13 protein-coding genes are annotated in these 12844 nt (G+C 68.8%); 8 read left to right on the forward strand and 5 right to left on the reverse strand.

The window, feature by feature from the left end; translation table 11 throughout:
* Positions 1 to 4: 4 nt before the first annotated feature.
* Positions 5 to 451, reverse strand: coding sequence for a MarR family winged helix-turn-helix transcriptional regulator (locus ACGFI6_RS26660; RefSeq protein WP_393123066.1), 447 nt, complete (start codon positions 449 to 451; stop codon positions 5 to 7).
* A 98-nt stretch (positions 452 to 549) separates the two neighbouring features.
* Here ACGFI6_RS26660 and ACGFI6_RS26665 point away from each other — a divergent pair, with 98 nt between their 5' ends.
* The 4 genes from ACGFI6_RS26665 (at position 550) to ACGFI6_RS26680 (ending at position 5341) form a co-directional block, all read left to right on the forward strand.
* Positions 550 to 1629, forward strand: a complete 1080-nt coding sequence (locus tag ACGFI6_RS26665) for a hypothetical protein (protein ID WP_393123069.1) — start codon at positions 550 to 552, stop codon at positions 1627 to 1629.
* A 140-nt stretch (positions 1630 to 1769) separates the two neighbouring features.
* Positions 1770 to 2651 (forward strand): MurR/RpiR family transcriptional regulator, encoded by an 882-nt coding sequence (locus tag ACGFI6_RS26670; protein WP_393123071.1) that lies wholly within the window; start codon positions 1770 to 1772, stop codon positions 2649 to 2651.
* A 96-nt stretch (positions 2652 to 2747) separates the two neighbouring features.
* On the forward strand, positions 2748 to 4175 hold the full coding sequence (locus ACGFI6_RS26675) for a hypothetical protein (protein ID WP_393123073.1): 1428 nt from the start codon (positions 2748 to 2750) through the stop codon (positions 4173 to 4175).
* Positions 4176 to 4351: 176 nt separating this feature from the next.
* The gene (locus tag ACGFI6_RS26680) at positions 4352 to 5341 is read left to right on the forward strand and encodes an acyltransferase domain-containing protein (RefSeq protein WP_393123076.1); all 990 of its coding nucleotides are present in this window, start codon (positions 4352 to 4354) and stop codon (positions 5339 to 5341) included.
* A 59-nt stretch (positions 5342 to 5400) separates the two neighbouring features.
* Here the strand turns inward: ACGFI6_RS26680 and ACGFI6_RS26685 are convergent, their stop codons facing one another.
* Positions 5401 to 6309, reverse strand: coding sequence for an NADP-dependent oxidoreductase (locus ACGFI6_RS26685; protein ID WP_393123078.1), 909 nt, complete (start codon positions 6307 to 6309; stop codon positions 5401 to 5403).
* Between the two features lie 170 nt (positions 6310 to 6479).
* Positions 6480 to 7664, reverse strand: coding sequence for a citrate synthase (locus ACGFI6_RS26690; protein ID WP_393123081.1), 1185 nt, complete (start codon positions 7662 to 7664; stop codon positions 6480 to 6482).
* A 73-nt stretch (positions 7665 to 7737) separates the two neighbouring features.
* Here ACGFI6_RS26690 and ACGFI6_RS26695 point away from each other — a divergent pair, with 73 nt between their 5' ends.
* On the forward strand, positions 7738 to 8880 hold the full coding sequence (locus tag ACGFI6_RS26695; RefSeq protein ID WP_393123083.1) for a citrate/2-methylcitrate synthase: 1143 nt from the start codon (positions 7738 to 7740) through the stop codon (positions 8878 to 8880).
* A 36-nt stretch (positions 8881 to 8916) separates the two neighbouring features.
* On the opposite strand, the gene ACGFI6_RS26700 is transcribed toward ACGFI6_RS26695, so the two are convergent.
* On the reverse strand, positions 8917 to 10350 hold the full coding sequence (locus ACGFI6_RS26700; RefSeq protein WP_393123085.1) for a flavin-containing monooxygenase: 1434 nt from the start codon (positions 10348 to 10350) through the stop codon (positions 8917 to 8919).
* A 104-nt stretch (positions 10351 to 10454) separates the two neighbouring features.
* Here ACGFI6_RS26700 and ACGFI6_RS26705 point away from each other — a divergent pair, with 104 nt between their 5' ends.
* Genes ACGFI6_RS26705 through ACGFI6_RS26715 form a run of 3 tightly spaced genes read left to right on the forward strand, consistent with a single transcriptional unit; the run spans position 10455 to position 12254 of the window.
* Positions 10455 to 10826 (forward strand): YciI family protein, encoded by a 372-nt coding sequence (locus tag ACGFI6_RS26705; RefSeq protein WP_393123087.1) that lies wholly within the window; start codon positions 10455 to 10457, stop codon positions 10824 to 10826.
* Positions 10827 to 10836: 10 nt separating this feature from the next.
* The gene (locus tag ACGFI6_RS26710) at positions 10837 to 10986 is read left to right on the forward strand and encodes a hypothetical protein (protein WP_393123089.1); all 150 of its coding nucleotides are present in this window, start codon (positions 10837 to 10839) and stop codon (positions 10984 to 10986) included.
* Complete coding sequence (locus tag ACGFI6_RS26715) at positions 10983 to 12254, forward strand: RNA polymerase sigma factor (protein ID WP_393123091.1); 1272 nt, start codon at positions 10983 to 10985, stop codon at positions 12252 to 12254. Before ACGFI6_RS26710 ends, ACGFI6_RS26715 begins: the two co-directional genes overlap by 4 nt.
* A 134-nt stretch (positions 12255 to 12388) precedes the next feature.
* Here ACGFI6_RS26715 and ACGFI6_RS26720 read toward each other — a convergent pair whose 3' ends face one another.
* Positions 12389 to 12838, reverse strand: coding sequence for a MerR family transcriptional regulator (locus ACGFI6_RS26720; RefSeq protein ID WP_393123093.1), 450 nt, complete (start codon positions 12836 to 12838; stop codon positions 12389 to 12391).
* Positions 12839 to 12844 lie beyond the last annotated feature (6 nt).

The following is a 12844-nucleotide window of genomic DNA, read 5'->3' on the forward strand; positions in this document are numbered from 1 at the left end:
GGTCCTAGCTCTTGAGGATCGGGTCTGTGGTGAGGGTCTGCGAGACCCTGGCGAGGAGTGAGCGGAGGGTTTCCGCTTCCTCCTCGGTGAAGGCGGCGGCCAGCCGGCGTTCGACGCCGGCGGCTCGTTCGTCCGCCTGATCGAGCGCCTTCCGGCCCGCGGGGGTCGGCCGGGTCTCGATGACGTGCTTGTGCAGTGGGTGCGGCGTGCGCTCGATCAGGCCGGCCGACTCCAGGTTGCGCAGGATCGTCGTCATCGTCTGCGGCGTGACCAGGCACCGGCGCGCCAGCTCCGCGGCCGAGATCCCCGGCTGCTCGTCGAGCACGAACAGGGCGGCGTACTGCGGCACCGTCAGCCCGGCAGGCTTCACCGCGGCCGATTTCACCGCCTGTAGCTCCTGCTCGACCCGCTTGAGGTGACTCCCGAGCCGCTTGTCGAAGGACATCCGCATAGGAACCATCGTACGAACGACGTCGGTGATATACGCATTGACGAGCATCAGAGCTCTGATTAGTCTCTGTGTTCGTATCCGAATCGAGAGAGGTTCTCATGAGGTCTCGCGTGCTGGCCGCAGCCCTACTGGCCCTGACCACCACAGCAACAATCACCACCCCCACCGCCCTTGCAACCCCCGCTCCTGCCCTGCCCGCTCCCGCCGCCCGCGCCACTGGGGCATTCCCCGCAGCAGCCGGCGCCTCCACCGCTGGACTTTTCCGGAAGCCGGTGGGGAAGTCCTGGCCGGGGGAGATCGATGGGCGGACGGGGAATCGGTATCCGGAGGGGATCGCTTGGGATCCGACCCGGCGGGCGTTCCTGGTCGGTTCGATGGCGACCGGGCGGATCTCCGTCATCGGCCGCGACGGCGTACCGCATCCGTTCGGCGTCGCGCCCGGTGTGTCCACCTTCGGGTTGCATGTCGATGCCGTCCGCAACCGACTTCTCGTTACGTACGCCGACATCGGCAACGGCGAGCGTTCCTCGGAATCCACCACCTACAAGCAATCCGGCCTCGCGATCTACAACCTGCGCACCGGCCGCCTCGAACGCCGCGTCAACCTGAACACGCCGCGCCTGAACCCAGTCGGCGGTCACCACGGCGTCAACGACCTGGCGATCGATGCCGCGGGCAACGCCTACGTCACCGACCCGGCGTCCGATGCCATCTACAAGGTCACCCCGGCCGGCGCTACGAGAGTGCTGGTCCGCGACGAACGTCTGCGCGGCGACACGATCGGCGCCAACGGCATCGTCTGGCTCCCGTCCGGCGACCTGCTGACCGTCCGGTACGACACCGGCACCCTCTTCCGCATCTCCCCGCGAGGTGAACTCAGTACTACTGGTCTGACCAGTGCACTGGTCGGCGGAGACGGCTTGGCGCTCACGAAGGACGGCCGGCTGATCGCGATCACCAACAAGCTCGGGGCTCCCGGCATCGAGCAGGCGACCGTGCTCACCAGCCGCGACAACTTCCGTACCGCGCAGGTCCGCTCGGTCGAGCCGTGGCCGGTTGCCGGTCCGACCACCGCCGCGGTCACCCCGCACGGCACGTACGTACTGAGCGGCCGCGTCGACGTTCTGATCGGAGGCGGCTGGTCCGACCAGTTCACCATCCGCCGAATCGCCCACTGAGCTGGGCGGCGGTGTGGCCCGGATGGAGGACTGAGCTGCCTGCGTGGTGGCTCGTACTCCGGCTGCGAGAGGTGTGGTGGCCGGAATCGGACAGTGTGAATTCTTGTAATTGTTCCTGAACTGCTCTGAGAATTCTTTACATGAGCGCAGTCGAGTCACCGCCGCCGAGTCTGGAGGCCCGGATCCACGGTCTGCTGCCGGCGCTCAGCCCGGCGCAGACGCGGATCGCGGCCGAGGTGCTCCGGGATCCGGCGGCGGTGGCGTCGTCGACGATCGGTCAGCTGGCCGCGCGCTGCGGTACGTCGCTGCCGAGCGTGACGCGGTTCTGCCTCGCGCTCGGCCTGTCCGGGTACGCCGAGCTGCGGCTGACGCTGGCGGCCGAGAGTGGTCGGACCAGTCTCAGCTGGGAGCGCGGTACCGGGTCCGAGGTCGGCCCGGACGATTCGCTGGACGACGTACTCCGGACGCTGCTCCGCGCCGACACCCGCGCCCTCGAGGACACGGTTGCGGCTCTCGACGTCGACGCACTCGGCCGCGCCGCCCGGGCGATCTCCGACGCCCGGCGGATCGACCTGTATGCCGTCGCCGGCTCCGCGGCGGTCGCCGAGGACCTGCGGCTGCGGCTGCACCGGATCGGGCGCGGCGCGAGCACCTGGAGCGACGTACACACCGCGCTTGCCAGCTCCGCGTTGCTCGGCAGCGGCGACGTCGCGGTCGGGATCTCGCACAGCGGCGAGACCCTCGAGGTGCTCGAGCCGCTCACCAGGTCCGGCCGGCAGGGCGCCACGACTGTTGCCATCACCAACTATCCGCGGTCGCCGCTCGCGCAGGTGGCCGACATCGTGCTCGTCACCGCGGCCCGCGACGTCACGTTCCGTACCGGCGGACTGGCCGGACGGCACGCCCAGATGCTCGTCCTCGACGCCCTCTATCTGGGCGTCGCCCAACGCGACTATCCACTCGCCGAGCAAGCCTTCGACGCCACCGCCGACGCCGTCTCCCACCACCGCCACCGCCCCTGACCACACCGCCGGGGCAGCTGTTGTCCGACTGCCCCTCCGTCCGACTGCCTTTCCGTTCGACTGCCTTTCCGTTCGACCGCCTTCCGAAGGAGAGCCATGCAGAGCCCGCACCAGATTCTCGGACCCAGCCGCCGCAGCTTGCTGCTCGGCGCCGGGGCCACCGCCCTCACCGCAGCAGCCGCCACCACCTCCGCTTCTACCGCAGCCGCATCCACTGCATCCACGGCAAGCGCCGGGGCCGCCGGTTCAAGCGCCGCCACTGCAGCTGGAGTGGTGCCCGCGGACGTTGCCGTACCGGCGCCGGACACCTTGCCGCTGACCGGTGGGCCGGACTTCCCGATCGGGCTGTTCTGGCCGCCGCATCCGTTCGCCAGTACGGCGGAACGGTTCGCGGAGATCAAGAGCGCCGGGTTCGACTTCGTCATCTCCGGCAACTACGCGGGCGACGGCAACATCTTCCAGTACCAGCTCGGGCTGGCCCGGGATGCCGGACTGAAGATGCTGATCTCCGACGACATCCAGATCCGGAACATGTCGCGCTGGTTCTCGATCTCCGACACCACGACAGACTTCCTCAGCGTCACACCGGCCGAGGCGAGCGAGCTTTTCACCCGGGCGCGCAACGCGTACGGCCCGTACTCCTCGCTCGCCGGCTTCAACTTCTACGACGAACCCGGCGCCGGCTGGTTCGCGACGCTCGCGAAGGCGCTGTCGATCTCGCGTGAACTCGCACCGCAACTCCTGCCGTACATCAACCTGCTGCCCTCCGACGACGCGACGTACTACCGCAACTTCGTCGACGTGGTGAAACCGTCGCTGATCTCGTTCGACCGGTACCCGCTGCTGTCCGAGGGTCGCGAGGACGCGAACTACTTCCACAACTGGGCGATCGTCCGCGACGCCGCGCTGCACGGCGACATCCCGTCGTGGGTGTTCATCCAGACGCTTGCCTACAACAACCATCGCGAGCCGACCGCGGCCGAGCTGCTCTGGCAGGTGAACATCAGCCTCGCGTACGGCGCCAAAGGTATTCAGTACTTCACGTACTGGACGCCCGAGGCTGCGCGCGGTGAAGGATTCGGGCCGGCGCTGATCACCGTCGACGGGCAGCGGACCTCGCGGTACTACGCCGCGCGGCAGATCAACACCACCTGGCTGCACCAGGTCGGACGCGAGCTCAAGCCGCTCGTGTCCGAAACCGTTGAGCACGCAGGAGAAACTCCGCTGCCGAACGGCGCCTCCGGATTCACCCCGACGAACCTCGTCTCGGGCGTCACGGGGAACGCTGTCGTGATCGGTACGTTCCGCTCCCGCGACACGACGTCGACCGATCGCTGGCTGCTCGTCAGCAACCGCTCCCACAGCGCCCGCGCCAAGGCGGTCGTCGCCCTGAATGATCAGACAGTGGGGTCGGTCGCGGTGTTCCAGCCGGCACACCAGAGGTACGTCCCACAACGCGTCGGCCCGATCCAGATCTCGCTCGCCCCGGGCGCCGCAACCCTCCTCAAACTCACCACCAAGTAGGCCCAGCACGCACCCGGGGCCGTTGACAGTTTTGCCCGCGGCTCCGGGCGTACGTGCGTCTCGCAGCTCGGTGGGTTCGCGTCAGGTCTCGGTTCTGTCTTCGGCAGGGCGGGTTCGAGCTGTGGCGTCGGTAGGGTGATGGGGCCGGTGGCGCGGGGTGTGAGCGGAGGTGCGTGATGGGTGTTGGGGTCGAGGAGGTGGCTGGCCTCCTCGGGGACGATCCGGCTCTGGTGGAGTGGCTGGGGGAGTTGGAGCGGGCGGGGGAGCCTCCCGACGAGCTCGTCATCCCGACGGCCGAGACCGCGCTGACACTCCTGCTTCGCTTGCGGGTGCCGCCGCAGGACGCGGCCGAGATCGCGGCCGGGTTGCCTGACCTGCAGCGCAATCCAGTCCTCGTCTGGCTGGTACGGCGTTGTGCGCACCGTACTGCCGCAGACGTCGGCGGGTTCCGGCCCGGTGGTTCATGGCCGGACCTGCCGGACGACTGGGGTCGCTATTTCTATGTATACGTATTCCTCACGGTTCTACCGTCGGTCCGCGCGTACCACGAGCAACGGGACATCCCCGACGACATCTCCTGGGTGACGCTTGCTGCGCTCGGCAGCGCGGTCGAGTCTCACCGGCAACGACTCGGTACGGGCGGGATGGATGCGCCGTTCTGGATCGATCTGCACTTCCGCGGTGGGATCTATCTGCTCGGCCGGTTGGGGTTCAATCGCGGCGACCTGGGGTTCCTCGCTCCGGCGGTGCAGGCCGCGGGTCTTCCGTACGGCGAGTCCGAGCCTGCGCTAGGCGTGCATGCCGCTCCGACCGGCGCGTTGGACCCGGCCGCCTGCGATGCGTCCTTCGACCTCGCCCGGGAGTTCTTCGGCCGGCATTTCCCCGAGGAGCCGTACCGGATCGCGCGGTGTGGATCGTGGATCCTCGACGAACAACTCGCCGAATACCTGCCGGCCGATTCCAACATCATTCGTTTTCAGCGCCGGTTCCGGTTGGCGGCCGAGACGCGGGACGGTGACGCCGACGTGCTGTCCCGCATCTTCGGGGCCGCACCCGGCACCGACCTTGCGACGCTGCCCCGCCGGACGACCCTCCAGCGGGGTCTGATCGATCACCTGCGTGCCGGCCGCCACTGGAAGATCGGCTTCGGCTGGCTCGAACTCTGACCCCACCAAACTCGACCGCCGGACCTGAGCGCCGGAGTCGGACGTGTTGGTAGGACGGGTTACTTCAGGGTGCTGATGATTCTGCCGCGCATGTGCTCCGCGAAGACGGCGGGGATTTCCGCCAGGTCGCGGACGGCGGTGACCTGCGGTGTGAGCCGGCCGTCCCGGAGGCGAGCTGCCAGCTCGATCGACTGCTCGCGGTTGGGCTCGACGACGAAGAAGATGGCCCGGCCGCCGCTGGGCTGGACCCTCGTCGGTTCCGCGACGGTGACGAGCGTTCCGCCGGGGCGCAGCAGCGCGGTGGAGCGGTCGAGGATCTCGCCGCCGATGACATCGAAGACCACGTCGACCTCACCCACGTCCTCGAGGCGGTCACTGCCCAGGTCGAGGAACTCGTTCACGCCCTGGCTTGCGGCCAGGTCCTTGTCGGCAGCGCGGCCGGTGCCGATGATGTGCGCTCCGGTCTCGCGGGCGAGCTGTACGCCGACCGAGCCGACGGAGCCGCCGACCCCGTGGATGAGGACGGACTGGCCCGCTTGCAGGTGGGCGTGGTCGAACAAGGCTTGCCAAGCTGTCAGACCCGGCATCGGCAGAGCGGCCGCGGCGATGTGGTCGACGCTGGCCGGGAGCGGAGCCAGGTTGCGGGCCTCCACGGCGGTGTACTCGGCGAGTGAACCGTTGCGCGCCCAATCGGTCAGCCCGAAGACCCGCTGGCCGATCGTGAGACCGGTGGTGCCGTAGCCGAGCTCGACGACGACGCCGGACAGTTCATGGCCGAGGACGCTCGGCGTACGGTCACGTCCGGCGCGATCGGTCCACGTACTCGGCCAGTCCGGCTCGCCGCGGAGGAAGCCTGCGGCGTGGACCTCCACGACGACGTCGTTCTCGGCGGGGCTCGGACTCGGCAGCTCGGTCAGGGACAGCCCGAAGTCGTCGGCCTCGCGGTCCCGGACGGTGATGGCACGCATGAAAGTCCCTTTCCAAGGGTCGTTGTGCTCGTTCGCCTTCGACGCTACGCAGTGATGGCCCGCGATCGGTGGGCCATTCGCAGGTGGGTTCATTGGGCCATTCGCGGGTGGTTTCACTCCGCCATTGGCGGGTGGGGTGGCAGATCCACTCGCACGTGGGGTGGCTGGGGCTAGGTGGGTTGGCCGGTGTAGATGCCCATGGCCCGGAAGCGGAGGGGTGGGGCGGCGTACTCCTCGAGGGCGTGGGCGGTCCAGCCGATCATCCGGGCGAGGGCGAACAAGGCGTCGCCGGCGTCGGGGCGGAAGTTGTACGCGTGCATGATCGCGGCGATCGCGAGGTCGCTGTTCGGGAAGGTGGGCGTGCGTTCGGCGATCGCGCGGACGGTGGCGATGATCGGGTGGTCGCCGAGGAGGCCGAGCAGTACCTCGGCGCGGGGGTCGTGATGCTGATAGATCCTGTGGCCGAAGCCTGGGACCTGTTTGCCCGACCGCAACTGGTCCGACAGGGCGGTGAGTGGGTCGTGCTTGGCGCGTTCGAGGAATTCGTACGCCAGCGTCGGGGCGGCGCCGTGGTACTGCCCGTCGAGAGCGCCGAGGCCGGCGGAGATCACGGCGTACAGGTTCGCGCGGGCACTCGCGGCGACGCGGGCTGCCACCGTGGAGACCGCGAGGCCGTGGTCCGCGAGGAGGATGAGTGCCGCGTCGAGGAGTTCCGGGCGTGGATCGTCGTCGGAGAGCTTGGGCCACAGACGCGCGCCCAGCGTCGCCTCGCCGTACACGGTCTCACCAGGGAGCGCCGTCACCAACGTGCCGATCAATCGCCCGGCCGCAGCCGTCACCGACGCCGGCGACAGATCGAACCGCAACGGGTCCGCGGCCCCCAGCACAGCCACCGCCACCCGCAATTGATCCGTCAACCGAGCCCCCTCCGGCACCACCCCCATCCCCGCCCGAGCCAACTCCACCCCACCCCGAACCACCCCAAAAACCTCACTCTCGTCAACCTTCGTGAGCTGCGGGTCGGGAGAGGTGGGGGTCCAGAGGAGTGTGGCTACTTGGGCGGGGGTGGCAGTGGTGGCGAGGGTGCGGGCTGAGTGGGCTCGGTAGTAGAGCTCGTCGTCCTTGAGGAGGGTCAGTTCGGACTCGATGCGTTCGACGACGCCGGAGTGTTCGACCGAGCGGGCGGCGACGCGATCGACCTCGTCGGCGGCGAACAGGCTCCCGCGGCGTCCGCGGGCGCGGACGCTGGTGAGCAGGCCGCGACTGACGTACGCGTAGATCGTGGCCGGCTTGACCTGCAGCCGACGTGCGACCTCCGCAGTCGTCAGGTAATTCTCGTCACCTTCGGCCGACATCCCCGCTCCCAACCTCTCTCATGTTGACTCGATCAATATTGACAATAGTTGATTGGCTGTCAACTCTGAAGATATGTCAACAACGATCAATGTTCCGCCCGGTCTGCGCAACGTCGTCGTCACCGAGACGACCCTCGGCGATGTCCGTGGTGACGAGGGTTTCTACCACTACCGGCAGTACTCGGCGATCGACCTCGCCAAGTCCAAGACTCTCGAAGACGTCTGGTACCTGATGTTCGAGGGCCACCTTCCGACCGACGCCGAGCGCGCCGGCTTCATCGCCGAGCTCGCACCACTGCGCGTCCTCCCCGAGGAGGTGCGCGCGGTCCTTCCCGCCATCGCGACCGCCGGCGCCAAGTTCAACCCGCTCGCCGGCCTCCGTACGGCGCTGTCACTGCTCGCCGCTGTCCGCGGCCTACCGCCGCTCTGGGACGCCGACCCGGCCCGTCGCAAGGCTGACGCGATGCTCGTCTGCGCCGTGACACCGACGATCCTCGCGGCGCTCTACCGCCTGCGCGAAGGGCAGCAACCGCTGGAGCCGCGCGCCGACCTCACCGCCGCCGAGAACTGGCTGTACCTGGTCACCGGCACCGAGCCCACCGCCGTGCAGGCAACCGCGGTCGAGCACTACCTGGTCTCCACCGTCGATCACGGATTCAACGCCTCCACCTTCACCGCGCGCGTGATCGCATCCACCGGCGCGGACGTGGTCGCGGCGGTCGCCGGCGCGATCGGCGCCTTCTCCGGACCGCTGCACGGCGGTGCCCCGGACCGGGCGCTGGCGAGCCTCGACGAGATCGGGACGCCGGATCGCATCGACGCCTGGGTCCGCGCGAAGGTGTCCGCGGGCGACCGGATCATGGGGTTCGGGCATGCGGTGTACCGGACCGAGGACCCGCGGTCGCTGATGCTCCGTGACATCGCCCGCGGCATCGGCGGCGACCTGGTCGACTTCGCGACGACGGTCGAGCAGCGCATCGTCGACGTACTCGCGGAGCTGAAGCCGGGCCGCAACCTCTACGCGAACGTCGAGTTCTACGCCGGGGTCGTGATGGAGCTGTGCGGGATCCCGCGGGCGATGTTCACGCCGACGTTCGCGGTCAGCCGGATCATCGGCTGGTCCGCCAACATCCTCGAACAGGCCGAAGACCCGAAGATCATCCGCCCGATCGCAACCTACGTCGGCCCCCAACCCCCGGCCCCTATCCCCAACTGACCAGCCGATGCCAGGTTGCCGGACTCAGCTCACACCTCAGCTGAATTGCATGACGCCGTCGGTTACGGGGGCGAAGCGGAGTCTTAGGAGGTCGCGGGGGTAGTTCTGGCGTAGGCGCCAGGGGCCCTGGGTGCCTTGCCGGGGGAGGATGCCGGCGGCTCGGCTGATGTAGCCGGAGGTCAGGTCGACGACGGGACGGGCCGGCGCGTCGTACTCGGCCGGGTCGACCTCGGGGAGGCAGATCCGGGTCCCGGTCGCGGTCAGGTGGTTGAGGAGCCGGCAGACGTACTGCGAGGTGAGGTCGGAGCGGAGCGTCCAGGAGTTGTTGGTGTACCCGATGCACCAGGCGAGGTTCGGTACCCCGCTGAGCATCATCCCCTGGTAGACAAAGGTGTCGTGCGGCTCGACGGCCCGCCCGTCGACGGTCACCTTGATGTTGCCGAGCGCAACCATGCGGAGGCCGGTCGCGGTGACCACCAGATCGGCCTCCAGTTCACGTCCCGACCGCAACAGCAGCCCGGACGGGGTGAACCGCTCGATCTCGTCGGTCACCACCGAGGCCGTCCCGTCCCGCAACGCCTTGAACAGGTCGGCGTCCGGCACCAGGCACAGCCGCTGGTCCCACGGCTTGTACCGCGGTGTGAAATGCGGATCCATCGGGATCGACGAAGGCAACTGCTTGGCGACGCCGGTGTTCAGCACCCACGCCGCATGCGCCGGCCAGCGCCGGAACGCGCTGTACAACATGGTGCTCAGAGCAACGTTCTTCCCCCGGATCACCCGGTGCGCGAGGTTTTCGGGCAGTACGGCGCGGAGCCGATCGGACACGGCATCCCGCGCCGGCCGGGACGCGACGTAGCTCGGCGACCGCTGCAGCATCGTCACGTGCTCCGCCGTGCCGGCCATCGCAGGCACCAGCGTCACCGCGGTCGCACCGCTCCCGATCACCACCACCCGCTGACCCGTGTAGTCGAGGTCGGCCGGCCAGTGCTGCGGGTGCACGATCCGCCCACCGAACTCGTCCTGCCCGTCGAAGTCGACCACATACCCAGCGTCGTAGTTGTAGTACCCGCTGCACACATACAGGAACGAGCATGTGTACAACGAGCCGCCGGTCTCCACGGTCCACAGCGCATCCTCCGACGACCATGCCGCGCGGACGACCCGTTCGCCGTACCGGATGTGCTTGTCGATGCCGTACGCGGCCGCGGTCTCGTGCAGGTACGAGAGGATCGACGGTCCGTCGGCGATCGCCTTCGCCGCCTTCCACGGGCGGAACGGGAAGCCGAGCGTGAACATGTCCGAGTCCGAGCGCACCCCTGGGTACCGGAAGAGGTCCCAGGTGCCGCCGAGCGCCTCGCGGGCCTCGAGGACGGCGTACGTCCGGTCCGGGCAGCGCGTCTGGATCCGGTACGCCGCGCCGATGCCGGACAGGCCCGCGCCGACGATCAGAACGTCGAAATGATCCATGTACTTCACAGTAATGAGAAATCTTTCCGGGCGCTGTCGATTCCGTGTGGCGATGTTCGTCAGCAAGATGTCCCAGTAGGAAGCACTAGACGAGGGAGCCTGAGATGGCGCAGTACATGTTCCTGCTTTACGACAGCGAGGACTGGTACGACAACGTCACCGCGGAGAGCTGGCAGCAGGAGATGAAGCTGCACACCGCGTTCGCGGAGGCGGTGGAGAAGGCCGGGGCGCAGATCCTCGGCGGCGCGGCGCTGGAGCGGTCCAGCACCGCGAGCACGGTGCGGCAGAAGGGCGGCGCGGAGCCGATGGTCACCGACGGGCCGTTCATCGAGACCAAGGAGGCGCTCGGTGGTTTCTACCTGGTGGAGGCCCGCGACCTCGACCAGGCGCTCGAGCTGGCGAAGCTCTGCCCGTCCGGCAACATCGAGCTCCGCCCGGTGATGGACACCTCCGAGGACGCCGCTCCGAAGTCCTGAACGGACCGGCGTGCAGCACGAAGCGAGGTCTGATGGGGGAGAGCGGTTCGGTACGGCGGCGGCGCGCGACGCCGGCGTACCGGACCGGCGGGCATGCGCCGGCGTACCGGACCGGCGGCAGGCGACGGCGTGCCGGGTGGTGCGGGAGGTGAGTAGGTGAGCGAGGCGGTTGAGGTTGCTCGGGTGGTCGACCGGGCGCATCGGGAGAGTTGGTCGACCGTGCTCGCGTCGGTCGTGCGGCTGACGCGGGACCTCGACCTGGCCGAGGACTGTACGCAGGACGCGTTCGTTCAGGCGTTGCGGACCTGGCCCGACGGGATCCCGGAGAACCCGGGCGGCTGGCTGACCACGGTCGCGCGCCGGCTCGCCCTGGACCGGCTGCGGCGCGAGACGAACCTGCGCCGCAAACTGCCCCTCCTGGTGGAGGAGCCCGGCGAGATCGAGCAGCCGACGGACCCGTTGCGACTCGTCTTCACGTGCTGCCACCCGGCACTCGCGCAGGAGTCGCAGGCAGCGCTGACCCTGCGCCTGATCTGCGGTCTGACCACCCGCGAGGTCGCGGCCGTGCTGCTGATCGGTGAGGCGACGGCCGCGGCGCGGATCACGCGCGCCAAGAAGAAGATCGCGGCGGCAGCCATCCCGTACCGGATCCCGGCGGATCATGAGCTCCCGGCGCGGCTGGATGTCGTACTGACTGTCGTCCACTTGGTCTACACGGCCGGACATGTGGCGGCCGGGCCGGAGCTGACCCGGACCGACCTGACCGGTCGAGCGGTCGAGCTGGCGCGGTTGCTGGTACGGCTGATGCCGGACGAGCCGGAGCCGCAAGCGCTGCTCGGACTGTTGCTGATGACCGAGGCGCGTGGCGGTGCGCGGGTCAGCGCGGACGGTGAGCTGGTACTGCTGGCGGACCAGGACCGCTCGCGATGGGACCAGCAGCTACTGGCCGAGGGAGTGTCGCGCGCGACGACGGCGCTGCGGCAAGGGCACGGACGGTTCGCGCTCCAGGCTGCGGTCGCAGGGCTGCACATGACCTCGCCGAGCTGGGAGCGGACCGATTGGCGTCAGGTGGTCCGGATGTACGACGCGATGCTGGTGAGCTGGCCGACGCCGATCGTCGCGCTCAACCGGGCCGCCGCGCACAGCCTCGTGCCGGGTGCGGATCTGGCCGCCGTACTGTCCGAGCTGGATGCCTTGAGCAACGAACCGGCGCTGGCGTTGTACGCCTACCTGCCCGCGGCGCGCGCCGACGTACTGACCCGCCTCGGTCGTGAGGCCGAGGCGATCAAGGCCTACGAGCAGGCGATACACCTGACCGCCAACGAAACCGAACGCCGCTTCCTGACCACCCGCCTGAACGACCTGGCTCACCCGCCCCAGCACCCGCCCCAGCACCCGCCCGATTGGTCGCCGCCCTCCGCTACCTGACCCACCGCGAACCCACCGGCTCGGCGGTTGGCCTCTCAGATGGTGGGTTGGTGGATCGGTATGCCGGAGGGCAACCGATCAGGTCAGAGGTCAACCGCCGAGCTGGTGCGTTCGCGGTGGGGCAGGGCGGTGGGTCAGGAAGTTGGGGGGTCGGGAGCGTTGTGGTTCGGTGCTGTCGGCGCCCACAGCCGGTCGGCGTCGCCGGCTTCGAGGCGGCCGCGGTAGACGTCGATCTTGTGGTCGATCAGCGTCAGGCACTCGCTCAGGTCGGCGAGCTGGGTGAGAATGTCGGACCGGTGGGTCTCGAGGAGCTCCAGGCGGTCCTTCTCGTTGCCGCGGCCGGCGATGACCAGCTCGGCGTACTGGCGGATGGTGCGGATCGGCATCCCGGTGGCACGGAACCTGGTGCAGATCTTGATCCAGTCGAGGTCGAGCTTGCGGTAGCGCCGCCGCCCGCCCGCGGTGCGGTCGACCGTGGTCACGACCAGGCCGGCGCGTTCGTAGTAGCGCAGCGTGTGGACGCTGACGCCGGTACGTTCGGCGGCTTCGGCGATGCTGATCCCGCGTTCATTGACTTCGAGCACGCTCTA

Source organism: Kribbella sp. NPDC048928, assembly GCF_043197975.1.
Taxonomy (GTDB): domain Bacteria; phylum Actinomycetota; class Actinomycetes; order Propionibacteriales; family Kribbellaceae; genus Kribbella.

Excerpts from the sequence above, each read along its gene's own strand:
- ACGFI6_RS26660 (WP_393123066.1), bottom strand. The coding sequence starts at position 451 with ATGCGGATGTCCTTCGACAAGCGGCTCGGGAGTCACCTCAAGCGGGTC.
- ACGFI6_RS26665 (WP_393123069.1), top strand. The coding sequence starts at position 550 with ATGAGGTCTCGCGTGCTGGCCGCAGCCCTACTGGCCCTGACCACCACA.
- ACGFI6_RS26670 (WP_393123071.1), top strand. The coding sequence starts at position 1,770 with ATGAGCGCAGTCGAGTCACCGCCGCCGAGTCTGGAGGCCCGGATCCAC.
- ACGFI6_RS26675 (WP_393123073.1), top strand. The coding sequence starts at position 2,748 with ATGCAGAGCCCGCACCAGATTCTCGGACCCAGCCGCCGCAGCTTGCTG.
- ACGFI6_RS26680 (WP_393123076.1), top strand. The coding sequence starts at position 4,352 with ATGGGTGTTGGGGTCGAGGAGGTGGCTGGCCTCCTCGGGGACGATCCG.
- ACGFI6_RS26685 (WP_393123078.1), bottom strand. The coding sequence starts at position 6,309 with ATGCGTGCCATCACCGTCCGGGACCGCGAGGCCGACGACTTCGGGCTG.
- ACGFI6_RS26690 (WP_393123081.1), bottom strand. The coding sequence starts at position 7,664 with ATGTCGGCCGAAGGTGACGAGAATTACCTGACGACTGCGGAGGTCGCA.
- ACGFI6_RS26695 (WP_393123083.1), top strand. The coding sequence starts at position 7,738 with ATGTCAACAACGATCAATGTTCCGCCCGGTCTGCGCAACGTCGTCGTC.
- ACGFI6_RS26700 (WP_393123085.1), bottom strand. The coding sequence starts at position 10,350 with ATGGATCATTTCGACGTTCTGATCGTCGGCGCGGGCCTGTCCGGCATC.
- ACGFI6_RS26705 (WP_393123087.1), top strand. The coding sequence starts at position 10,455 with ATGGCGCAGTACATGTTCCTGCTTTACGACAGCGAGGACTGGTACGAC.